This is a genomic window from Alkalibacterium thalassium, from assembly GCF_900101165.1.
Taxonomy (GTDB): Bacteria; Bacillota; Bacilli; order Lactobacillales; family Carnobacteriaceae_A; genus Alkalibacterium; species Alkalibacterium indicireducens.
In genome coordinates, this window is record NZ_FNFK01000007.1 from 41,304 (window position 1) to 61,799 (window position 20,496).

22 protein-coding genes and 1 other annotated feature are annotated in these 20,496 nt (G+C 43.9%); of the genes, 2 read left to right on the forward strand and 20 right to left on the reverse strand.

The genetic code is table 11. The features are described 5' to 3' along the window. Window positions 1–258: 258 nt before the first annotated feature. The gene (locus tag BLR76_RS03155) at window positions 259–1,554 is read right to left on the reverse strand and encodes a uracil-xanthine permease family protein (RefSeq protein ID WP_091265328.1); all 1,296 of its coding nucleotides are present in this window, start codon (window positions 1,552–1,554) and stop codon (window positions 259–261) included. A 343-nt stretch (window positions 1,555–1,897) separates the two neighbouring features. Here BLR76_RS03155 and BLR76_RS03160 point away from each other — a divergent pair, with 343 nt between their 5' ends. Next, window positions 1,898–3,136 carry an MFS transporter gene (locus BLR76_RS03160; protein WP_143009179.1) on the forward strand — a complete coding sequence of 413 codons (1,239 nt, stop codon included), beginning with the start codon at window positions 1,898–1,900 and terminating at the stop codon, window positions 3,134–3,136. 104 nt (window positions 3,137–3,240) lie between these two features. On the opposite strand, the gene BLR76_RS03165 is transcribed toward BLR76_RS03160, so the two are convergent. The 11 genes from BLR76_RS03165 to BLR76_RS03215 form a co-directional block, all read right to left on the reverse strand. Next, entirely contained in the window at window positions 3,241–3,726 is a 486-nt protein-coding gene (locus tag BLR76_RS03165; RefSeq protein WP_091265334.1) for an LURP-one-related/scramblase family protein, read from the reverse strand. An 18-nt stretch (window positions 3,727–3,744) separates the two neighbouring features. Continuing rightward, window positions 3,745–4,908, reverse strand: coding sequence for an FtsW/RodA/SpoVE family cell cycle protein (locus BLR76_RS03170; RefSeq protein ID WP_091265338.1), 1,164 nt, complete (start codon window positions 4,906–4,908; stop codon window positions 3,745–3,747). A 29-nt stretch (window positions 4,909–4,937) separates the two neighbouring features. Continuing rightward, window positions 4,938–6,131, reverse strand: a complete 1,194-nt coding sequence (locus BLR76_RS03175) for an FtsW/RodA/SpoVE family cell cycle protein (protein ID WP_091265342.1) — start codon at window positions 6,129–6,131, stop codon at window positions 4,938–4,940. A 597-nt stretch (window positions 6,132–6,728) separates the two neighbouring features. Beyond that, on the reverse strand, window positions 6,729–7,094 hold the full coding sequence (rplL, locus tag BLR76_RS03180) for a 50S ribosomal protein L7/L12 (protein ID WP_091265345.1): 366 nt from the start codon (window positions 7,092–7,094) through the stop codon (window positions 6,729–6,731). 94 nt (window positions 7,095–7,188) lie between these two features. Further along, on the reverse strand, window positions 7,189–7,698 hold the full coding sequence (rplJ, locus tag BLR76_RS03185) for a 50S ribosomal protein L10 (RefSeq protein ID WP_091265348.1): 510 nt from the start codon (window positions 7,696–7,698) through the stop codon (window positions 7,189–7,191). 64 nt (window positions 7,699–7,762) lie between these two features. Next, window positions 7,763–7,892 (reverse strand) — a sequence feature (ribosomal protein L10 leader region). 124 nt (window positions 7,893–8,016) lie between these two features. Further along, window positions 8,017–8,712, reverse strand: a complete 696-nt coding sequence (rplA, locus tag BLR76_RS03190; protein ID WP_091265351.1) for a 50S ribosomal protein L1 — start codon at window positions 8,710–8,712, stop codon at window positions 8,017–8,019. Between the two features lie 144 nt (window positions 8,713–8,856). Next, window positions 8,857–9,282, reverse strand: coding sequence for a 50S ribosomal protein L11 (rplK, locus tag BLR76_RS03195; RefSeq protein ID WP_091265354.1), 426 nt, complete (start codon window positions 9,280–9,282; stop codon window positions 8,857–8,859). A gap of 142 nt (window positions 9,283–9,424) precedes the next feature. After that, window positions 9,425–9,979, reverse strand: coding sequence for a transcription termination/antitermination protein NusG (gene nusG, locus BLR76_RS03200; RefSeq protein WP_091265356.1), 555 nt, complete (start codon window positions 9,977–9,979; stop codon window positions 9,425–9,427). Between the two features lie 137 nt (window positions 9,980–10,116). Beyond that, a complete protein-coding gene (gene secE, locus BLR76_RS03205; RefSeq protein ID WP_091265361.1) occupies window positions 10,117–10,293 on the reverse strand; it encodes a preprotein translocase subunit SecE in 177 nt (58 codons plus the stop codon). A 55-nt stretch (window positions 10,294–10,348) separates the two neighbouring features. Next, window positions 10,349–10,498, reverse strand: coding sequence for a 50S ribosomal protein L33 (gene rpmG / locus BLR76_RS03210; RefSeq protein ID WP_091265362.1), 150 nt, complete (start codon window positions 10,496–10,498; stop codon window positions 10,349–10,351). A gap of 86 nt (window positions 10,499–10,584) precedes the next feature. Next, a complete protein-coding gene (locus BLR76_RS03215; RefSeq protein WP_176759592.1) occupies window positions 10,585–11,643 on the reverse strand; it encodes an FAD:protein FMN transferase in 1,059 nt (352 codons plus the stop codon). A 191-nt stretch (window positions 11,644–11,834) separates the two neighbouring features. Here BLR76_RS03215 and BLR76_RS03220 point away from each other — a divergent pair, with 191 nt between their 5' ends. Then, window positions 11,835–12,407, forward strand: a complete 573-nt coding sequence (locus tag BLR76_RS03220; protein WP_091265368.1) for a Gx transporter family protein — start codon at window positions 11,835–11,837, stop codon at window positions 12,405–12,407. Window positions 12,408–12,824: 417 nt separating this feature from the next. Here the strand turns inward: BLR76_RS03220 and BLR76_RS03225 are convergent, their stop codons facing one another. The 8 genes from BLR76_RS03225 to BLR76_RS03260 form a co-directional block, all read right to left on the reverse strand. Then, on the reverse strand, window positions 12,825–13,448 hold the full coding sequence (locus BLR76_RS03225; RefSeq protein ID WP_091265370.1) for a sigma-70 family RNA polymerase sigma factor: 624 nt from the start codon (window positions 13,446–13,448) through the stop codon (window positions 12,825–12,827). A gap of 224 nt (window positions 13,449–13,672) precedes the next feature. Further along, entirely contained in the window at window positions 13,673–14,212 is a 540-nt protein-coding gene (locus tag BLR76_RS03230; RefSeq protein WP_091265372.1) for an NYN domain-containing protein, read from the reverse strand. Between the two features lie 50 nt (window positions 14,213–14,262). Next, window positions 14,263–14,988, reverse strand: coding sequence for a 23S rRNA (guanosine(2251)-2'-O)-methyltransferase RlmB (rlmB, locus tag BLR76_RS03235; protein WP_245683013.1), 726 nt, complete (start codon window positions 14,986–14,988; stop codon window positions 14,263–14,265). A gap of 126 nt (window positions 14,989–15,114) precedes the next feature. Next, window positions 15,115–15,513, reverse strand: a complete 399-nt coding sequence (locus BLR76_RS03240) for a Mini-ribonuclease 3 (RefSeq protein WP_091265375.1) — start codon at window positions 15,511–15,513, stop codon at window positions 15,115–15,117. Continuing rightward, entirely contained in the window at window positions 15,506–16,924 is a 1,419-nt protein-coding gene (gene cysS, locus BLR76_RS03245; protein ID WP_091265378.1) for a cysteine--tRNA ligase, read from the reverse strand. The genes BLR76_RS03240 and cysS overlap by 8 nt, the downstream gene beginning before the upstream one ends. A gap of 161 nt (window positions 16,925–17,085) precedes the next feature. After that, a complete protein-coding gene (gene gltX / locus BLR76_RS03250; protein ID WP_091265380.1) occupies window positions 17,086–18,561 on the reverse strand; it encodes a glutamate--tRNA ligase in 1,476 nt (491 codons plus the stop codon). A gap of 83 nt (window positions 18,562–18,644) precedes the next feature. Then, window positions 18,645–19,355: an IspD/TarI family cytidylyltransferase gene (locus BLR76_RS03255; protein WP_091265382.1), complete on the reverse strand. Its 711-nt coding sequence runs from the start codon at window positions 19,353–19,355 to the stop codon at window positions 18,645–18,647. Continuing rightward, complete coding sequence (locus BLR76_RS03260) at window positions 19,352–20,464, reverse strand: PIN/TRAM domain-containing protein (RefSeq protein ID WP_091265384.1); 1,113 nt, start codon at window positions 20,462–20,464, stop codon at window positions 19,352–19,354. Before BLR76_RS03260 ends, BLR76_RS03255 begins: the two co-directional genes overlap by 4 nt. Window positions 20,465–20,496 lie beyond the last annotated feature (32 nt).

The window sequence follows — 20,496 nt, forward strand, 5'->3', positions numbered from 1 at the left end:
CCCATTAAACTCAAAAAAATATAAAACACCTGCCTTCCGTTCCTTTTCTACTAAAGGAACGGAAGGCAGGTGCACTTTCGTTTGATGGAATAATTAAATTAATAAATCGAGTCATCATATTTAGTTACACGCATATTCTCTTTAACCGTTTTTTCAGAGTCATCTTCCATCCAATCCCCATCAGAAGATAGAAGCTGCCGAGTGTATCATTCCAGTTTAAGAATACGTTCCTGGATCTGGTTTACTGACTGCTGTTCATTACACTTCCGGATCATATTCTGCTTCCTGTTTAGGTAGGATGATGTTTAAGATGATGCCGACAATCGCACTCAAGGCTGTTCCGGAAAGAGTGACGAACCCGGCAATGTCGAACACTGCTCCGCCTAGACCAACCACGAGCATCGAGCTGGCAATAATCAGGTTTCTTGACTGGTTGAAGTCGACCTTGTCTTCAATCATGACTTTCAGACCGTTACTTGCAATGACACCGTATAACAGGATGGACATGCCTCCCAGAACTGCGTCTGGAATAGTCGAGATCAATGCTGTGAATTTGCCCATGAAGCTCAGGAAGATGGCGATCAGCGCAGCATTTCTGATGACGGATACTGAAGCAATTCTTGTCATACCGATTACACCGGTGTTCTCCCCATAAGTGGTGTTAGCCGGCCCGCCGAAGAATCCTGAGACAGCCGTTGCCACTCCATCACCGATCAATGTTCGTTTTAATCCAGGATCTTTTAGGAATTCCCGGTCACATATCTTTCCAAGGACTGAATGATCTCCAATATGTTCTGCAACCGTTACTAAAACGATTGGAACCAGTGCCCATGACTCAGGTCCGAAGTAGAATGAATAACTGTTAAATGTAGTGGTTTCAAATGGCAGATACAACTGAGGTAATGCAAACCAGTTTGCTTCTATTACCGGAGTGAAATCGACTACTCCTAGCAGCACTGCGATAATATATCCACCAGCAATCCCTATCAGGAAAGGAATGATTTTAAAGAATCCTTTACCTTGAGTATTAACGAATGCGGTGATCAGAAACGTTGAGATGGCTACGAAAATGGTACGCCAGTCAGAATCCATCACGAGTCCGGCACTTGTCACTGCATTTCCTGCTAATCCAAGTCCGATGACTATGATCATGGGGCCGATAACGATTGGGGGAAGCACTTTATCCACCCATGCTGTTCCTGTATAGTTAATGATAGCTGCAATAACAACGTATAATAATCCGACCATAATGACGCCTGTCTGAGCAGCACTAACGTCGCCACCCATCTGATCTATCGCAATTTGCATTGCTGCAATATAGGCAAATGATGATCCCAGATATACCGGGACTTTTGCTTTTGTCGCGATCTGATAAATAATCGTTCCGACTCCACTCGCCAAGAGGGCAACGGATACGGGCATGTCAAGTAATATCGGTACTAAAATAGTTGCTCCAAACATTGCGAACACATGCTGAAGACTTAAAAGTAATCCTTTCAGCGGTGCAGGTCTTGCCTCCACATCTAAAATCAATGGTCTTTGTTGTATTGCCATAACTTATCGTCCCTTTCTTCTTGTTTTTGGGCATAAAAAAATGCCCTTTACATAATGCAAAAGGACCTTTAGATAAGATGGAACCCATGTGTTTCCTGAACAGTTCTCTCACCAGACCTGGCTATTGAGTGTCCTCCGGAAACGGCTGGATATATAAGTTTTTCCATCCTTTTCTACCTCTCTGGATAGAGTTAAAGGAGCTTTGCTTTAAATAGTGTACCAGTACACAAATGGAATTGCAACTCTTTTTTTCATATCTGCCATAGCCGCTGGACCTTTGCTTTACTTACTCAAAATCAGTATACTAAACCTTAAGACTGATTTGAAAAGAGGAACGATACATATGACGAAACCGTCTGAATCTTTAAAGCACTGGCTCGTCCTAGCTGTAAGCTGCGGCTTGTCTGCCAGCGCGATCGGCATCAATTTAAACGTAATCGGGGTATTTTACACACCTGTATCTGAAAGCCTTAATATTTATCGCGGAACATTTGCTATGCATGCTACCCTTTCGTCTCTCGCTCTAGCTTTTATTTCTTTATACTTTGCTCCCTTACTCAACCAGTTCGGATGGAAACCCCTTTTGACCGGAGCTGTTACCCTGGCTTCGATATCCACTATCCTCATGGCCTTCACACAAACGATGTGGGTGTTTTACGTTCTTGGTATCCTGCGAGGAATCGGAGCCGGTCTGTATGCTATGGTTCCATTGTCCCTTATTGTAAATAACTGGTTCGAGAAGAAAAAAGGACTTGCTATGAGTCTGTCCTTCGGTTTCAGCGGCATTGCCGGAGCTATATTTTCTCCCATATTCACGTCACTGATTCAGACTATAGGCTGGGAAAACAGCTTCATCATTATGGGCCTGCTGATGTTCGTTCTGGCTCTTCCTGCCATCATCTACCGGTACTCGCTGAACCCTAGAGATGATGGCTACCTTCCTTACGGATATGACACTGAAGGAGAGGAGCAGAAGAAAGTGATCAAGAAAGCCGACTGGAGTACCTTTTCCTTTACACAGTCTTCTTTCCTGCTTGTCCTGATTATAGGTCTTCTGCATACATCTATTACCGGGGTGTCTCAGCACCTGCCTGGTTTTGCAGAGACAAATCTCCTGTCCTCACAAGTGGGAGGGATCATGCTTTCAGCTGTGATGGTTGGAAACATCTCATTCAAGCTGATTATCGGAGCAGTCAGCGATGTTTTAGGCATCGTCAGATCCACTATTCTTATGATCGCCATCAACATCGTCGGTATCCTGATACTTTTATTATTCACTCATCCCGCTGCTCAGATTTTCGGGTCTTTTGTGTTCGGTTCGGTTTTCTCCGTACCGGCTGTTGCCTTGCCTCTACTGACTATTGAATTTTTCGGAAGAGAGCTTTATGTACGGATCTATACGATCCTATCCTTCGTTTCAGGGATCGGCGGAGCTTTATCCATGGCTGTCGTAGGATACGTCTTCGACTTTACCGGTTCATACGCCCCAGCCTTCTACACAGCCTTGCTTTTTCATGGACTCAACATCGCCTTCCTTCTGACCGCTCGTCAAATGACTCTCAAAGAGAGCCATGCATCGTAGACACCCTTAGTTTACCGATTTGAAGCTTAATTAAAACTAAAAAACCTGTGAAGAGCTGACCGGATTCTTTATAATCCGTTAGCTCTTCACAGTTTTTTTATAATTCAAGAGGAACTGTTTGCTCTAGCTGCCGATATTACACAGTCGATAACGATGACGACACCCAGCAGAATCTCCAGGTCTTGTTCTTCATAAAGATTAATCTCATAAGCGTCTTCCCAAGAGAGCCATTTCTTATTGATATCCGCAACCACACGGTTCTTTTTTTTAATGACATAGTCATGTGCAGTCACTGACCCTTCAATGTGCCAGTCCTGTCCGATGATCGAATAGTTATTGCGGAAAAAGGCCCATTCTTTTTTTACTGTAGCCACTTTTTCATTGTTCATGAACAGATCAAATTCAGGAAGAAAATTCCAGAGTTTCTGTTCAATATACACTACCTCATTATTATTTTCATCGTAGATCCGGAGCTTTTTAGCAAAACTGAGAAATTCTCCCTCGACAAAATAACGATCTCTTCCATCTTCATCCTTGACATAAAACCGGTCTTTCAGTGACATGACTTGCTGCTTAATGAAGAAACGCACGGAATCCAGCCCTCTCGTTTATGACTTATTAGCTTTATCCTTATTGTAATTGATTCGTACAGAGACATTGGCAACTACACCGATCGATGCAGACAGAACAACCATGCTCGATCCGCCATAACTGACGAACGGAAAAGTCAGCCCAGTGATAGGCATTACCCCGATTACTCCACCGAGGTTTATGAAGGCCTGTACCATAAACATAGTTGCTATTCCTAAACATAAAAGAGATTCAAAAGTCTGCTTGGACCGTATGGCTGTCAGAAAAAGACGTGACGCCATCAAGGTGAACGTTAAAAGCAGTACGAGGATTCCAACTAGGCCAAATTCTTCCCCTATAATTGCCACAATAAAATCAGTATAAGGAAACGGAAGGAAACCTGTCTTCTGCACGCTGTCTCCAAATCCGACGCCCAGTAGACCTCCACGACCCAAGGCATAATAGGAGTGAACCAGCTGCATGCCGGCTCCTTCAGCCAGTGTGAAGGGATCCCAGAAACCCAGGAAACGATTGTAGCGGTATTCGTTAAGGAAAAATAGTCTTGTACCGTACTGTCGGATCAGCCGGGACAAGCCAAGCAGACCCGCTACTCCGATGAGGCCAAAGCCAAAGCCCAGTTTTGGTGAGACACCACTGGCAAAAATCATAATCGCTCCAATGAGTACAATAATGAACGACGACCCTGTATCGGGTTGAATGTAAATAAACAGCACGATGAGGGAAATCAGTATCAGCGGCGCCACAATAGCGCTAAAGAAATCTTCTGCTATTTTCCGCTGTTTTTTTGACAGAATATAAGCCAGATACCAGATCACCATAAACTGGGCAAATTGTGCAGGCTGAATATTGAAGAAGGGCGTTTCGATCCACCGTCTGGCTCCATTTATCTCCCTCCCGAAAATAAGAAGGATAAAAAGGGAGGTGGCTGTAATGACAATTCCCCAGATGACTAACTTCTTGTTTTTCAGCCATTTGATTGGAAAAAAGAATGCTATTAAAAAAACGACATAGCCGATTACGACAAACAGCGTCTGCCTAGGCAGATAATGATGAGGATTGCCGAAATTGGATAATGCACTGTAACTGCTGGCACTGTAAACCATAACGATACTGAACAGCGTCAAGGTCAGGTACGGTATAACTATTAGCTTATCTACATATTTGATTCTATCGCGTAACATGTTGTCCACCCTTTCCTGCTCTCAAGTTATTATGATCCCGGATGGAACTCTTCTCCTTCTCCGGAGAAGAAGTAAGATTTATGATGGTAGCGCATGGACAAGATTAGTCCGATCCCCATCATATTACCGAGGAGTGCTGACCCACCTTGAGAGACAAACGGAAGCGGGATTCCTGTCACCGGCAGAAGTCCGATGTTCATTCCTATGTTTTGAAGCGTGTGGAATACGATCATCATAATGACCCCTGTCGCAATATAAGCGTAGAACTCATTTTTCGTATCATATACGACTCTAATCATATGATAGACCAGGATGAAGTAAATGAAGATCAGAAATGCACCGCCGGCAAAACCGAAGTTTTCTCCAATCGTTGCAAAAATCATATCGGATTCTCTTACAGGAACATACACTTCACTCACGCCAAATCCTTTTCCGAATACGCCACCCGATCCTATCGCTTTAAAGGCCTGGATAATCTGATATGAGGTATCGTTGGCTCCCTGATGAGGATTCAGCCACGTATCGATACGGGCAAACTGATAAGGTCTGAAAAGTCCCGTATTCAAGAGGAATTCTCTATTATAAACAACCAATAGGATCAAGGTAATCCCCACAATAGATATCAGTAGAAAGACTGGAAGCAGAATCTGCCATTTTATTCCAGATAAAAGCACAACACCGATCAGAATGGCCAGATAAACAAGTGCAGTTCCCAAGTCGTTCTGCATGAATACGAGCACGACAGGTATAAGACCGATGACTGACAGCTTTCCGATCAGGATCAAATCTGTCTGGTATTCACGAACGCGGTAGACACTGTTATGTTTGGTGATTACTTTGGCTAGCATGAGAATGTGGGGGATCTTAACAAATTCGGACGGCTGTACTGTCCCTAAAGGTCCTAATGTGACCCAGCTGTTCCCACCAGTCTGAGCAGCAATCTCTCTATCATAAAAGACTAAAGTCAGAAGTAAAATAATGAGACCGGCAATGTAGAGATAGGTGGTCATTTTCCATAGCTGTTCTGAATCAAACTGCATAATGACGAGAACAGCGATCGTTCCGATTCCGTACCAGGCGATCTGCCTGACGGTCATTCCGATGGATCCACCCTGAATCAGGACCGTAGTCGAATAGAGGGATAAGATACTGATGATGGCCAGCAACATGACCGACAAGATCACGCCATAATCTATACGCTGAGGATATTTTTCATTGTTCATAAGTTGCGTCCTTTCCATATTTTAAGTCGAAGTCTGATAAGTAATTGTTTCATCTGTTCAAAGACACATTTTATCAAATATACTTGCTTATTCCTATACAAACTTGAAAATGACACAAAATAGTAGAAACAGAAAAGTTTCACGTGCCGTTTAGCCTTGACAAGAAAACACCTTAGTATCTGTTTGAGCTTTAGCTCTTACAGATATACTTGAGATCGACCGAGCTGAAGCGAGTAGACCTTACAAGTTGTAGTGCTTTAGCACGTACAACTATTGTTGAGATCGACCGAGCTGAAGCGAGTAGACCTTACAAGTTGTAGTGCTTTAGCACGTACAACTATTGTTGAGATCGACCGAGCGATAGTGAGTAGAGGAAATTTTCCCCGAATTGCTGTGACTCTAGCATTTTCAATGCGTAGAGACAGAGTATGCGGCAGAAGAGCATACTGCGCAATGGGTAAATTTATCTTTTTCTCGAAAGGCTGGCACGTTAAACTAGACAACACTTTAATAGTAGAAACAGAAAAACCCCTTCGTCATAAACTAGTTACAACTAAAGGGGTTCTGAACTGATTATTTAATTTTGTAGAGAGTTAATTACTTAAGTTCTACAGAAGCTCCAGCTTCTTCAAGCTTAGCTTTAAGTTCTTCAGCTTCGTCTTTAGATACGCCTTCTTTAACTGCTGAAGGAGCTCCGTCTACTAATGCTTTAGCTTCTTTCAAGCCAAGACCAGTAGCTTCACGAACTGCTTTGATTACTTTGATTTTAGCTGAACCAGCTGATGCTAATTCTACTGTGAATTCAGTTTGTTCTGCTGCTCCACCGTCAGCTGCTCCCGCTGCTGCTACTGGTGCTGCTGCTTCAACGCCGAATTCTTCTTCGATCGCGCTTACTAAGTCGTTTAATTCTACGACAGTTGACTCTTTCAAGTCAGCAATGATTTTTTCAATATCTAATGCCATTTTTGTTTTCCTCCATTTTAATTATATTAGTTGGTTTGCTTGTCAGCATACTATACCAAGGTATAGGTTAAAACAATTTGAATCGACTGCGTGTTTATGCAGCTTCTTCTTCTGCTTTTTTCTCTGCAACTGCTTTGACAGCCAATGCAGTGTTTCGCATAGGTGCTTGTAGTACAGATAGTAGCATTGAAAGTAGGCCTTCGCGACTTGGTAGTTTTGCGATTTTATTGATTTGATCAACGTCAGCAACTTTACCTTCCAGGACGCCACCTTTAATTTCAAGCGCTTCTGCATCTTTAGCAAATTCAGCGATGATTTTCGCAGGTGCTACGACTTCTTCGTTACTGAATGCTACAGCTGTAGGTCCTTTGAAGACATCTTCCATTCCTTCCAGGCCAGCAGCTTCAGCCGCACGACGAAGCATAGTGTTTTTCAGTACGCGCATTTCGATTCCTGCGTCACGTAATTGCTTACGTAGTTCAGTAACCTGGCCTACTGTCAATCCACGGTAGTCTACTACGACTACTGCTTGTGCATCTTCGAATTTCTTAGTCAGTTCATTAACTAATTCTTCTTTTTTTGCAATGACACTTGCTTTACTCATTGATGTTTCACCTCCTGATCGATTGAAATGAGGATTGTTTTTTACTTTCCATCCTTTAAGGAACGAAGCGTACAAAAAAACCCCATGTCACCGTAGACATAGAGGGAGTGTAAATTGACTGTTCATCACTTTATCCTCGGTATGATATTAAGGCCAGAGCCACATACTGTCTTCGGTATTATCCAGTCATTCAGCCTGCCGTTTAGACAAAGGACTGCCTGACTTTCATTCATCAATGCATATTCAATTAAGTTTAATTCCTTAACCTGCATAAGTATAGCAAGCTATGTTATGCAGGTCAAGAGAATTCAACAATTTTTATTTAAGAACTGTACTGTTGTCCACTTTGACACCAGGACCGAACGTGCTTGCTACTGCCATGTTCTTGATGTAGACACCTTTAGAGCTTGCAGGTTTAGCTTTTACGATCACGTCGTGAAGTGCTGCCAAGTTTTCTTTCAGCTTGTCAGTATCGAATGACACTTTTCCGATTGGAACGTGTACATTTGACTGACGGTCAACACGGTAAGTGACTTGTCCAGCTTTGATGTCGTTAACAGCTTTAGCAACATCTGGTGTTACTGTTCCTGTTTTAGGATTAGGCATTAAACCTTTAGGTCCTAAGACACGTCCAAGTTTACCTACTTCAGCCATCATGTCAGGTGCAGCAACGACAACGTCGAAGTCTAACCATCCACCTTGTACTTTTTCAACTAGATCGCTGTCACCTACGAAGTCTGCTCCTGCTTCTTCAGCAGCTTTAGCAGCGTCTCCTTTAGCGAATACGATCACAGTTTGAGTTTTACCAGTACCGTGCGGCAATACCATTGCGCCACGGATCTGCTGGTCAGCTTGTTTAGGGTCGACACCTAGTCTGTAAGCTACTTCGATAGTAGCGTCGAATCCAGCGTAGTCGATTTCTTTAACTAATTCTAATGCTTCAGTTGCATCATATTGTTTCTCACGGTCTACTTTTTCCAAAGCAGCTACGTATTTTTTGCTCTTTTTAGCCATTATATTTTTCCTCCTTGTTGTGGTATTAGCGGTTTAACCTCCCACTTGATCTCCGCAAAAGCAATGAGTTATTATCTCATGCACTTAGTTGAAAAGCTGGGCTTTTCTCAGGTTGCGGAGGCAGCAAGCAATGGGGTGAATTCATTATCCTTCGACAGTGAATCCCATGCTACGTGCTGTACCTTCGACCATGCGCATAGCTGCTTCAACGTTAGCTGCGTTTAGGTCTTCCATTTTTGTTTCAGCGATCTCTTGTACTTGAGCGCGTGTTACAGATGCCACTTTTTTAGTGTTTGGTTCACCAGAACCAGACTCTACTCCAGCTGCTTTTTTAAGCAATACTGCTGCAGGTGGTGTTTTAGTGATAAATGTAAATGAACGGTCTTCATATACAGAAATAACTACAGGGATGATCATTCCTGCCTGGTCAGCTGTACGAGCGTTGAACTCTTTACAGAATCCCATGATGTTTACTTGCGCTTGTCCCAATGCTGGTCCTACTGGGGGAGCCGGATTAGCTTTCCCTGCAGGAATCTGCAGTTTCACGACGTTTACTACTTTCTTTGCCACGAGACATACCTCCTTGATTTTGTCCGTGAGTGGTTAAATGAGGTTATAATTTTCCTCTCCCACTTCTGAGCATGCAAAATACACGTGTATAAGGCACACTGAAATAGTTTACCACTACTGTTCAGTTATTGCAACTGTTATTTTAATCATCCAGTTTGGAAATCTGGTTGTAGTCCAGTTCCGCATTGGTTTCACGTCCGAACATTTCAACAGAAGCTTTGATTTTTCCTTTTTCTGTTTCAAGCTCTGTAACGGTTCCTTCCATGCCGGCAAATGCTCCGCCAACAATCTTGATGCGTTCACCCAGCTCGACGTCCATTTCGATTTTACGTGGATTGATACCCATGCTGCGAAGGATCTGGTCGATTTCTTCCGGTAGAAGCGGTGACGGTTTACTTCCTGCTCCGTGCGACCCAACGAACCCGGTCACACCAGGTGTATTACGGACAACGTACCAGGCATCATCAGACATGATCATTTCAACCAGGACATATCCAGGGAATATCTTTTCTTTTTCCATTTTGGTCTTGCCGTCTTTCTCAGTAGTTGTTTCCTCTTCTGGAATAATGACTTGGAGAATACGTTCTTCCATGTTCATGCTTTTCGCACGGGATTCAAGGTTCTGTTTGACTTTGTTTTCATAACCGGAATACGTATGAAGCACGTACCAGGCTTTTGCACTTTCTAATTCGTTCATTGTAGACTCCTTTAGTTTATCTTTTATTTGTCATACTAAAAAAACCTTCTTCACTTTATGGAAGAAAGGTTTTTCGTCAACTCTCGATACGTAGTATAGCATGCAGATAGTGAAAATGCTACTATCTTAAGCTGTTGTCAAATTATATTCAATAAAAAGCTGATGGCTGCATCTGCCGCATAAAAGAATACGCCGAAAAATGCCATAACGCCGAAAACAGTTGCTGTATTTTTTTTCATCTCATCTTTTTTAGGCCATGTCGTCTCTTTCAGTTCATGTTTTACTTCACCAAAAAATGTTTTAACTTTGTTCATGAAGGACTCCTTCCACCTGAATCTTCCGGTTAGTTCGTATCAGTGCTCTGTTTCTTTATTTTGTTTCTCTGTGTAGTGTGTGCTTTTTACAGTAACGGCAGTATTTTTTAATCTCAAGGCGCTCAGTACGTACTTTGGTTCCTACTTCCTTCGAATAGTTTCGGGATCCGCATTCAGTACAAGCCAATGCCAGTTTCTTTTTCATAGATTTATTTCCTCACTTCAAGGACTTATGTTTTAATTCATAGTCTTCTATACTTTACCATGCAGCAAAAAGCCTGTCAAATCGGCTTAGTTCATCATTTCAAAGTCATTGTCCCTGATTTCAATCTGATCATTGATGCCCTCGGAGGCATATATTTCCATCTCGTTAGTAATGTAGATCACTTCTACATCTTCAAGCCCATTGATGTAATCCAGTCCGTCTTCTACACCAAGGGAAAACGCAATGTTAACCAGCGCATCTGCATCCATAGCATTATCCGCAATGATGCTGATACCGGAGATGTTGTTGTCGATCGGAAAGCCAGTTTCCGGATCCATCAGATGATGATATTCGTCATCCCCGTCTCTGACAAGACGCTCATAGATTCCAGAAGTGACGATCGCTCGGTCTGAAACGGGAACGATACCTAGTATTTCTCCGCGTTCCCCATAAGGATTCTGAATCCCGACGTTCCAGGGTTGATCTTCCCCTCGTGTGCTGTTACCAACAACCACGATGTCGCCACCCAGATCGACGATAGCCGTATTGACTCCTTCTTCCACTAATACACGTGCCGCTTCATCTGTAATGTATCCTTTTGCGATGGCTCCCAGGTCAAGGACCATGCCTTCTTCCTGAAGGTAGATCGTCTGTTCTGCTTCGTTCAGTTCCACCTTCTGATAATCGACCAGTGCAACTGCCTCAGCCAGTTCATTCGCTTCAGGTACTGCTGCATCGTCCTGTCCGATCCTCCACAAGCTAGTGACGGCACCGATGGTCGGATCAAAACTACCACCTGATTCTTCTGCATAATACAGAGCACGTTCCATCACGTGGAACACTTCCTCTGAGACTTCAACCGGCTCGATTCCAGCCTGACGATTCACTTCAGAAATTTCAGATTCCGGGTTCTGCATCGCAAACAATTCATCCAACTCCTGCACGCGCTCGAACGCTTTGTCCAACGCCTCTTCCTGACCTTCATTATAAACTTTTATATTTGCCACGGTCCCAAGTAGAAATTCTGTTCGATCATAGGGCTGATCAGCCAGTCCTCTAGGATCTTCTTCCTGACATCCCAGTAGTCCAAGAGACAGGACAGGAACCATCAGCAGCACTTTCATTGTTTTAATTCTGGTATACATGTACATTGTCCTTCCATTCTTTTTCTCTGTACATCTTACATTAAAAGTATTACTCTGTCTATGTTTTCACAAGATTAGATTGACATAATTTTGTTCTAATCTTTATGGCATGTGACAGGTATTTTGTGCGACAATAACAGGAGTAAAACCACACACTTGTGAACATAATGAACAAGAAAAGAAGGATAACCATGACTCGAACTCAAAAAATGATATATATTTCACTTCTCTCGGCTCAAGCTGTGATTCTGGGAATTGTTGAACGTAGCATCCCTTTCCCGTTTGCCTTTGCACCGGGAGCGAAACTGGGCGTTGCGAACCTGATCATCATTGTTGCCATCTATACGCTTCCCTTTAAAGACAGCATGAAAGTCGTCTGGATGCGTCTTTTAATGACGACCCTGCTTGGCGGAACGATTTCTACCTTTATGTACAGTACAGCTGGAGCGCTTCTCAGCTATGCCGGCATGCTCCTCGTAAAATTTATCGGTGGCAAGCGTGTCAGTATCATCGGGGTCAGTGCAACTGGCGGTATCCTGCACAATCTGGGGCAGCTGCTCGTTGCCAGTACCATTGCCCAGACCTGGACTGTGCTCCTGTATCTGCCGGTGCTCTCCTTTATGGGTATCCTGTCAGGAATCGCCATAGGAATCGCGGCCAACTTCCTGATGGAACATGTCACCACCATCCAGCGTTTCAAGAAGGCGCATGAAGAAAAAAAAAGTGACCGACGCAAGCAGAAAATGGCTGAGACACTGGCATAAGTTGTGTATCACAACAGGCTATCTAAATCATATGCAAAATAACTGCTACCTAATGTGGTTGAAATGTCTGTGACGAACCCAGAGTATGATTTAATCTGGGTTCTTTTTTATGTCTTCATTGCATTGATGACAGCAAGCTTAATCTTTTCACTAACAATCTATTCAACGCCATTAAACTTAGCTAGATAAGCTCTTCACTTTTATCATGTGCTTAATATTGATTGTAACAGGTCGAAAAAGGCGTTAATCTACAAACGAGTGTGAAGATTAATGCCTTTTCTAGAATGATTAAGTTTAGACTGAAAAAATACTTCTCCTGCCCCAAACTTATTAAACTATGAAGCTGAAAAACCCTACCTCGTTTCTGAAACTATTTCAAAGAACCTACTATTACATAAGCGCCTGTCCTATTATTTCCTAAAGAAATAACTTCCTAAATTTTTCGGTACAGCGATGTTTAGCATTTACTACTTTTTTCCGACTACATTTCAATTCTTCGGCAATACTGTCATAGGTATGTCCTTTATAGCACAACACACACACTTCTCTCTCAAACGGGGACAAATATACCAGATAATTCTCTACGGTTTCTTCAATGATCGGCCAATCTTCAGGTCCCGGACTGCTAAAGGACTCTGAAAGCTGAAGGCCGGATTCTTCAATCATGCCATCTAGTGACAAGGCATCACGAATGGATTGTCTTTTTAACGCATTATTCCACCTAATCAGCCGGTTGAAGTGATTATCCATACAAAGGCAGATGTACTGGTTGAACGTCATCCCTTTATTGAATTCATATTTCTGAGAAGATTCGACAAGGACAAGGCACGCCTCCTGATAAAGATCATCTCGATCGTAACCTTTTATGTACCGTCTGACTATCGCTCTATTGATTAATATTTGACATCTGTCTAGCAGAACAGGAAAGGCACTGTGGTCACCCGACTGTATCTGATAGATCAAAGAATCATTGATCGGATCAATGATGTCTCTATATGGCTTTTTTTTACTCGGTGTGTTAGTCACTGGGTTAGTCTGCATCCATTTTTCTCCTTCTGTAGATTGTTTGGTCAATTACAGAATAGGACATTTTCAAGTAGTAGTCTGTTTCATTGAAAGCGTTTCAATTATTATACTATCCAAATGTTAATATAGTCATTAAAGTTATTGAGATTGTGAGACATTTCTCATGAAAAGCGACTGAAAAATAAACCTTATACCTAAAGATGTCATATTCGATCAATAGTATAAGGCTTACTTTATGATTATTTTTCATCTAAAGACCTTGCAATCATCTGCTGATACAAGCTCTCCAATTGCTTCTTGTCTTTATCTTTAAGGGGAGAATTACGCGAGCGGTTCTGCATCCGGTAGACGGCACTGTCGATGGCGATCTTTTTCTTCGCGCTCTGGACATCTTTATAGAGCTCATTAGCTGACTTGCGGGTCGCGCCTTTCTGGAAGATGATCCACTGTTCGGCAAGATCGGACGTGGCGACCTGTACATGGGTGATCAGAAGATTTTCTTCTCCGACTGCTTTTTCAATGAAACTGTCAGCTGTCTCGCCTTCGCTTGTGAAGATGACCGTCACTTCATACTTATCGTAACGTTGTGCTATGCCAGGAACCAGCTGAGCATCAAAGACCATCCTGACTTCGATGCCTTCGTATTTAGCGTAGTTGCTCAACTCATTAAGCAGGTAGTCTCTGGCATCCGCCATCTTGTCCTGTCGCTTCAGCTTAGCCAGATCCGGCCAGGCTCCGATCATATTGTACCCGTCTACATACAGCAGTTCCTTCTTCACGTCACTCTACTCCTCTCGTTATTAATAGATTTTACTCATTAGACTTATTCTTAAAGGGCATGTCTTTTCCGGTAAACTTCATACATTAATAGTCCTGAAGCGACACCGGCATTTAAACTCTGGACATGTCCTACCATCGGGATAGACAGGGTCTCGTCTACTTTGTCTTTGACCAGTCTGGAGATTCCTTTTCCTTCGTTCCCGATGACCAAACCAACTGGAGATGACACGTCCCAGTGACGGTAGTCTTTGCCTTTCATGTCCGTTCCGAAAATCCACAAGCCACGATCCTTCAGCTCGTCGATGGTCGTCGCCATGTTCGTGACGCGTGCCACAAGCACATGTTCGATTGCTCCAGCTGAAGCTTTCGCAACGGTCGATGTCAAACCGACAGCTCGTCTTTTGGGAATGATGACGCCGTGTACCCCGCTGGCATCGGCAGTTCTCAAGATAGACCCCAAATTATGCGGGTCTTCGATCCCGTCCAGCAGCAGGAAGAAAGGCTGTTCATTTTTCTTTTCTGCCAGTTCAAATAGTTCATCGATCGAGGCGTAGTTCACCGGACTAGTCGCTAAGACCAGACCCTGGTGATTGCCTCCATCGGACAAGGTATCCAGTTTAGATTTAGGCACAAAAGACAGCTGTACTTTTCTTTTCTTAGCTTCAGAAAGAATACTGCTGATCTTGCCGCCTTCCAGACCGTCCTGAACAAAGAGTTTGTTGACATCACGGTCGGACTTCAATGTTTCCAGAACCGGGTTTCTGCCGTAGACCATCTCGTCTGACTCCACTGCTTCGCTGCTTTCCTGCGGCTTTCTGGCCTGTGGTTTGTTCGTGTGTAAACCCCCTTTGCCTGTTCGTTTATGATTCGGTTTTTTTGGCATGTGCACCGCTCCTTTCCTTTATCTTTCCTCTATTGCCTGGATGCACCAGTTTGTCAGTTCATTCAGACGGTCGGACTGCTCCGTTAAATGGAGGTAGCCCATGACTGCCTCAAAGCCCGTCGAATAGCTGTAGGTCTGTGCATCCGTATTTTTAGCTTTTGTATAGCTTTTTGCATTACGTCCTCGTTTGAAATAATCAATTTCTTCCTGAGTCAGCTGGTCCGCTTCCATCAGTGCCTGAATCAGATAAGCCTGAGCTTTAGCTGAGACATAAGTCGTGGCCTTTGTATGCAGCACATTTGGCTTAGTCTGACCTTGAGCAATCAGATGCTCTCTAATTCTGAGTTCATAAATGGCATCTCCCAGATAAGCGAGTGCCAGCCCATTCAGCAGACGCGGGTCCGCTGCTTTACTCATGGCCGCTTCCCCTTTTCCATCTGACTCCTTGAGCAGTGTCTTCAAGAATGATGTTCTGATCTTTAAGCTGATCCCTGATCTCATCCGCACGATGGAAGTTCCGGTCTTTCCTGGCTTGTTCTCTCTCTTCTATCAGCGCTTCGATATCTGAATCCAACAAGTCTTCTTCAACAGACAAGCTGATTCCAAAGATGCTCATCAGCTCTTCAAGAATATTGAGACTTGCTTCCAGCACTTGTCCGGAAACATCCTCTTCTTCCACGTAACGGTTGATAAATCGGACCAGATCATATACAACAGTGATGCCGTTCTGCGTCTGGAAGTCATCATCCATCTGTTTAATGAACTGATTTCTGAACTGATCAATCTGATCCATCAGGGATTGCTCATCGTCAGTCTGTTCAGCTGCCTGATCCAGTCTATGGCTCGCATTGAAGTAAGCGGTCTGGATGCGGTTGAGATTCGTCTTCGCTTCCTCGATTGCATCCAGGGAGTAGTTGATCGGTCGTCTGTAATGAGCCGTAGACATGAAGAAACGCAAGGCTTTAGGATCATGCTGCGCTCTCAGGTCTTTCAGAAGCACAAAGTTCCCTAAAGATTTACTCATTTTTTCATCGTCCATTGTAACAAATCCGTTATGGATCCAGTAATTGGCAAAGGTCTTGTGCGTCTTGGCTTCTGTCTGAGCAATTTCATTCTCATGATGCGGGAAAGTCAGATCCTGACCGCCGGCATGAATGTCGATCGTATCTCCGAGATATTTTGTAGCCATGACTGAGCATTCGATATGCCAGCCCGGTCGACCTTGCCCCCAAGGAGACTCCCAGCTGATTTCGCCTTCTTTCGCTGCTTTCCATAAAGCAAAGTCGAGAGGATCCTCTTTCTTGGATGTTTCATCACCAAGCCTGTTGCTCGCTCCGGACTCCAGTTCATCTAATGAAATGCGGCTCAGCTGGCCATATTTTTCAAATTTACGTGTTCTGTAATAGACATCTCCGTCAGACGAATAGGCAAAGTCATTGTCAATCAAAGCTTCGATAAACGTGATGATGTCGGGAATAGACTCCATTACACGTGGCGTATGATTCGGTTTCTGAACCTCTAGCGCTTCTGTGTCATCAAAGAATGCGTCAATAAAAGTCTCAGCTACTTCCGGAGCCGTCTTGCCCAATTCAGCAGCTGCTCGAATGATTTTGTCATCAACATCCGTGAAGTTGGAGACATAATCGACATCGTAGCCTCTGTAGGTGAAGTATCGGCGGATGGTGTCGAACGCGACGGTACTTCTAGCATTGCCTATATGAATGTAATTGTATACCGTTGGTCCGCAGACATACATCTTGACCTTTCCTTCTTCTAAAGGTGTAAATTTCTCTTTCTGACGAGTCAATGTATTGTACAGTTGAATCATGCATCCTGACTCCTTTCTCTTTTCATTTAGTCTCATTATACAAGAATCAGACTCGACTTGCTTCTGATTCCTTTTTCAGTCAATGGAAAAGCCACGCAAGCCGTTTGAAAAACAGTCCGGCTGCATGGCTTTATCCTGCCTTACTTATCTCTGATCAGTTTTCAGGCTTCGATGATCTCTTTTGCTTTTTCAAAATTGCTCAAGACCTTATCTCTTCCAAGAAGTTCGATCGCATCATTCAGCTGAGGTCCGTGCTGCTGACCGGTCACGGCCACACGGATCGGCATGAACAAGTTCTTGCCTTTTACGCCAGTTTCCTTCTGTACAGCTTTGATCGCTTTCTTGATCGTATCTGCTTCAAACGGTTCAACACTTCTGATCTGTTCGCTGAAGGCATCCAGAACAGCTGGAACGTCGTCGCCTTGAAGGACCTCTTTCGCTTCAGCTGACCATTCGATAGAGTCCTCGAAGAATAAAGTCGCCAGTTCAGTGATCTGAGCGGCATAGCTCATCTGATCCTGGTAAAGAGCCACCAGTTTTCTGATCCATTCGCTTTTTTCTTCAGACGGATTGCTTTCGATGTATCCTGCTTTTACAAGGTGAGGGACAGCTTTAAGTGTCAGTTCACCCAGGTCCATCTCTTTCATATACTGGTTGCTGATCCATTCCAGTTTCTTGGCATCAAAGGCCGCTGGTGAAGTTCCCAGACGCTTGTGATCGAACATCTCGATAAACTGCTCTTTAGAGAAGAGCTCGTCTTCTCCGACTGGTGACCAGCCAAGCAGTGTAATAAAGTTGAACAAGGCTTCCGGCAGATAACCAAGCTCACGATACTGCTCAATAAACTGAAGAATCGTTTCATCACGTTTACTTAGTTTCTTACCTGTTTCGCTGTTAATGATCAGTGTCATATGTCCGAACTGAGGCATCTTCCATTCAAAGGCTTCATATATCATCATCTGTTTAGGTGTGTTGGCAATGTGGTCATCTCCACGAAGCACGTGGGTGATTTTCATGTAATGATCATCGACCGCTACTGCAAAGTTATAGGTCGGCATGCCGTCGCGTTTTCTGATGACCCAGTCGCCACCTACAGAATCAGATTCGAATGTGATCATTCCTTTGACCATATCTTCAAATGTGTAGGTGCTGCCTTTAGGTACTCGGATACGGATAACAGGCGTAATGCCTTCCGCTTCTTTTTCCCTCTGTTCAGATGCTGTTAAATGCGCACATTTTCCGCTGTAATGCGGCATTTCTCCGCGTGCACGCTGCGCTTCACGTTCAGCTTCCAGTTCTTCAGTTATGCAGTAGCACCTGTAGGCACGGTTGCTCGCCAGCAGCTGATCGACCAGCGGATCATAGAAATCCAGACGCTCAGACTGACGGTACGGCCCATACTCTCCTCCGACATCCGCACTCTCGTCCCAGTCGATTCCCAGCCATTTTAAATTATCCAGCTGGCTCTGCTCTCCTGTTTCAACGTGTCGTTTACGGTCAGTATCCTCGATACGAATAATAAAATCGCCACCATGGTGACGGGCATATAAATAGTTGAATAATGCTGTACGTGCATTTCCAATGTGTAGGTGTCCAGTTGGACTCGGTGCATAGCGCACACGGACTTTTTCTGTCATGAGTATACTCTCCTTTTTGGTTTCCCTTACTATTAACTTAACATTATTTCCTGTTTTCTTCCATACATTGAAGCCTTGCTGCCTTAACTAAGCTGCCCTTTTTCCACCAGCAGTCGCGCAAAAGCATAGTCTAGAGGTGTGGTGATTTTCAGATTCTCTTCCAGCCCATCAATCATTTTCACTTCTATTCCCAGTCTTTCGACCAGCTCGCCTTCTTCGTTGCCGTAATAGTTATCGGCATCGGCTTGATTCAAGGCTTCGATCAGACAAGTTGTCTCAAATCCCTGAGAGGTCTGAACGTGTCTGACTTCTGGACGATACAAGGACTGTATCACCTTATCTCCCTTGACCAGTTTCATCGAATCTTTGGCCGGAATCCCTGGAATGACAGCTGAAAATCCTTTTAGCCCCTCCAGCAGATGATTTACTAGATCAGTATGAATGAAGGGCCGAGCTGCATCGTGAACAAGTGTGTATGGGGCTGGATTATCCGCCAATGCTTTCAGCGCCTGAGCGACACTGTCCTGCCGTTCGCTCCCACCAATTACTAAGGTGACTTGTTCAGGCTGTTCACCATAAAGATCCTGCATCGCCGCAATCAACGCTTGTCTGTCTCTCTGACGAATGACAAGCCAAATCTTACGACATGACTCGTCTTCCAGAAAGAGACTTAACGAATAGTCAAACACTGGCCGGCCACCTAAAGGCAGCATTATCTTGTTCACCTCAGGCTGATCATTGAACCGTCTGGCTGATCCAGCTGCCAGAATGATCACATCGTAAATCCGCTTCATCCCTGATCTGTCCTGTCGTCGATTGCTTTCTGGTCATTTAAAAGTTTAGCGAAAATCATGCGTCCGGCATTGGTCTGAAGTGAACTTGTCACGACCACATCCACTCTGTCGTTCATGTGATGTCGTCCCTCTTCCACTACGACCATCGTTCCGTCGTCCAGATAGGCCACGCCCTGCGCTCGTTCTGTTCCGTTCTTGACGATCATGACCTGCATCTCTTCCCCAGGTATGACGACCGGTTTGACGGCATTCGCCAGCTGATTGATATTCAGGACCGGAACGTTCTGAAATTCCGCTACTTTGTTTAAATTATAGTCATTGGTCACAATCATCCCGTCCAGTTTCTTGGACAAATGGACTAGTTTAAGATCGACTTCTTCCGCTTCCGGGATGTCACTGTCATCCATTTCAAGAGAAATCCCTTCCTCTTTCTGGAGAGCATTCAATATGTCCAGCCCTCTCCGTCCTCTGACCCGTTTCAGACTGTCAGAGGAATCTGCGATATACTGCAGCTCTTTCAGAACATAATGCGAAACAACGAACGACCCTTCAAGAAAACCGGTTTTCACCACATCCAGAATACGGCCATCTATGATCGCGCTAGTGTCCAGCACTTTGTACTTGCGGAACGAATCGCCACTTTTCCGTTCCAGCACGTCTTCATTCTCATTTTTTTCCGTCTTCGGACTGAACAGACGTCTGATTTCTTCCCGACGAGATGTCCCCAGCTGGAATCCCACGCTGGCCAATATCACTGTTAGGATAAGAGGAATCACATCACTTATTATGATCATATTCAGATTACCTAAAATAATACTGATCAATACAGAAAGAATAAGTCCAATAATTGCACCTAGGCTTCCGAACATTAAATAAGCGACACTAAATCTGTTGAATGATTTTTCAATTTTCTTGATTCCTTTTTCAATCGGTCTGACAGCCAGAAACGACAGCATGTAAAAAACACCTGCTCCAATTATCATACCGACGATTGGATTCAGCAGCCACCTAGGAATGATGTCAAAATTATCGATCATTTCCAGGGACAGATTGTATCCGAGACTTCCTCCTACAAGGATTAAAGTCAATATAATCAGTTTCGATATCATTTCTTCCCTCCTTCTTTTATTTTGCCTATTAG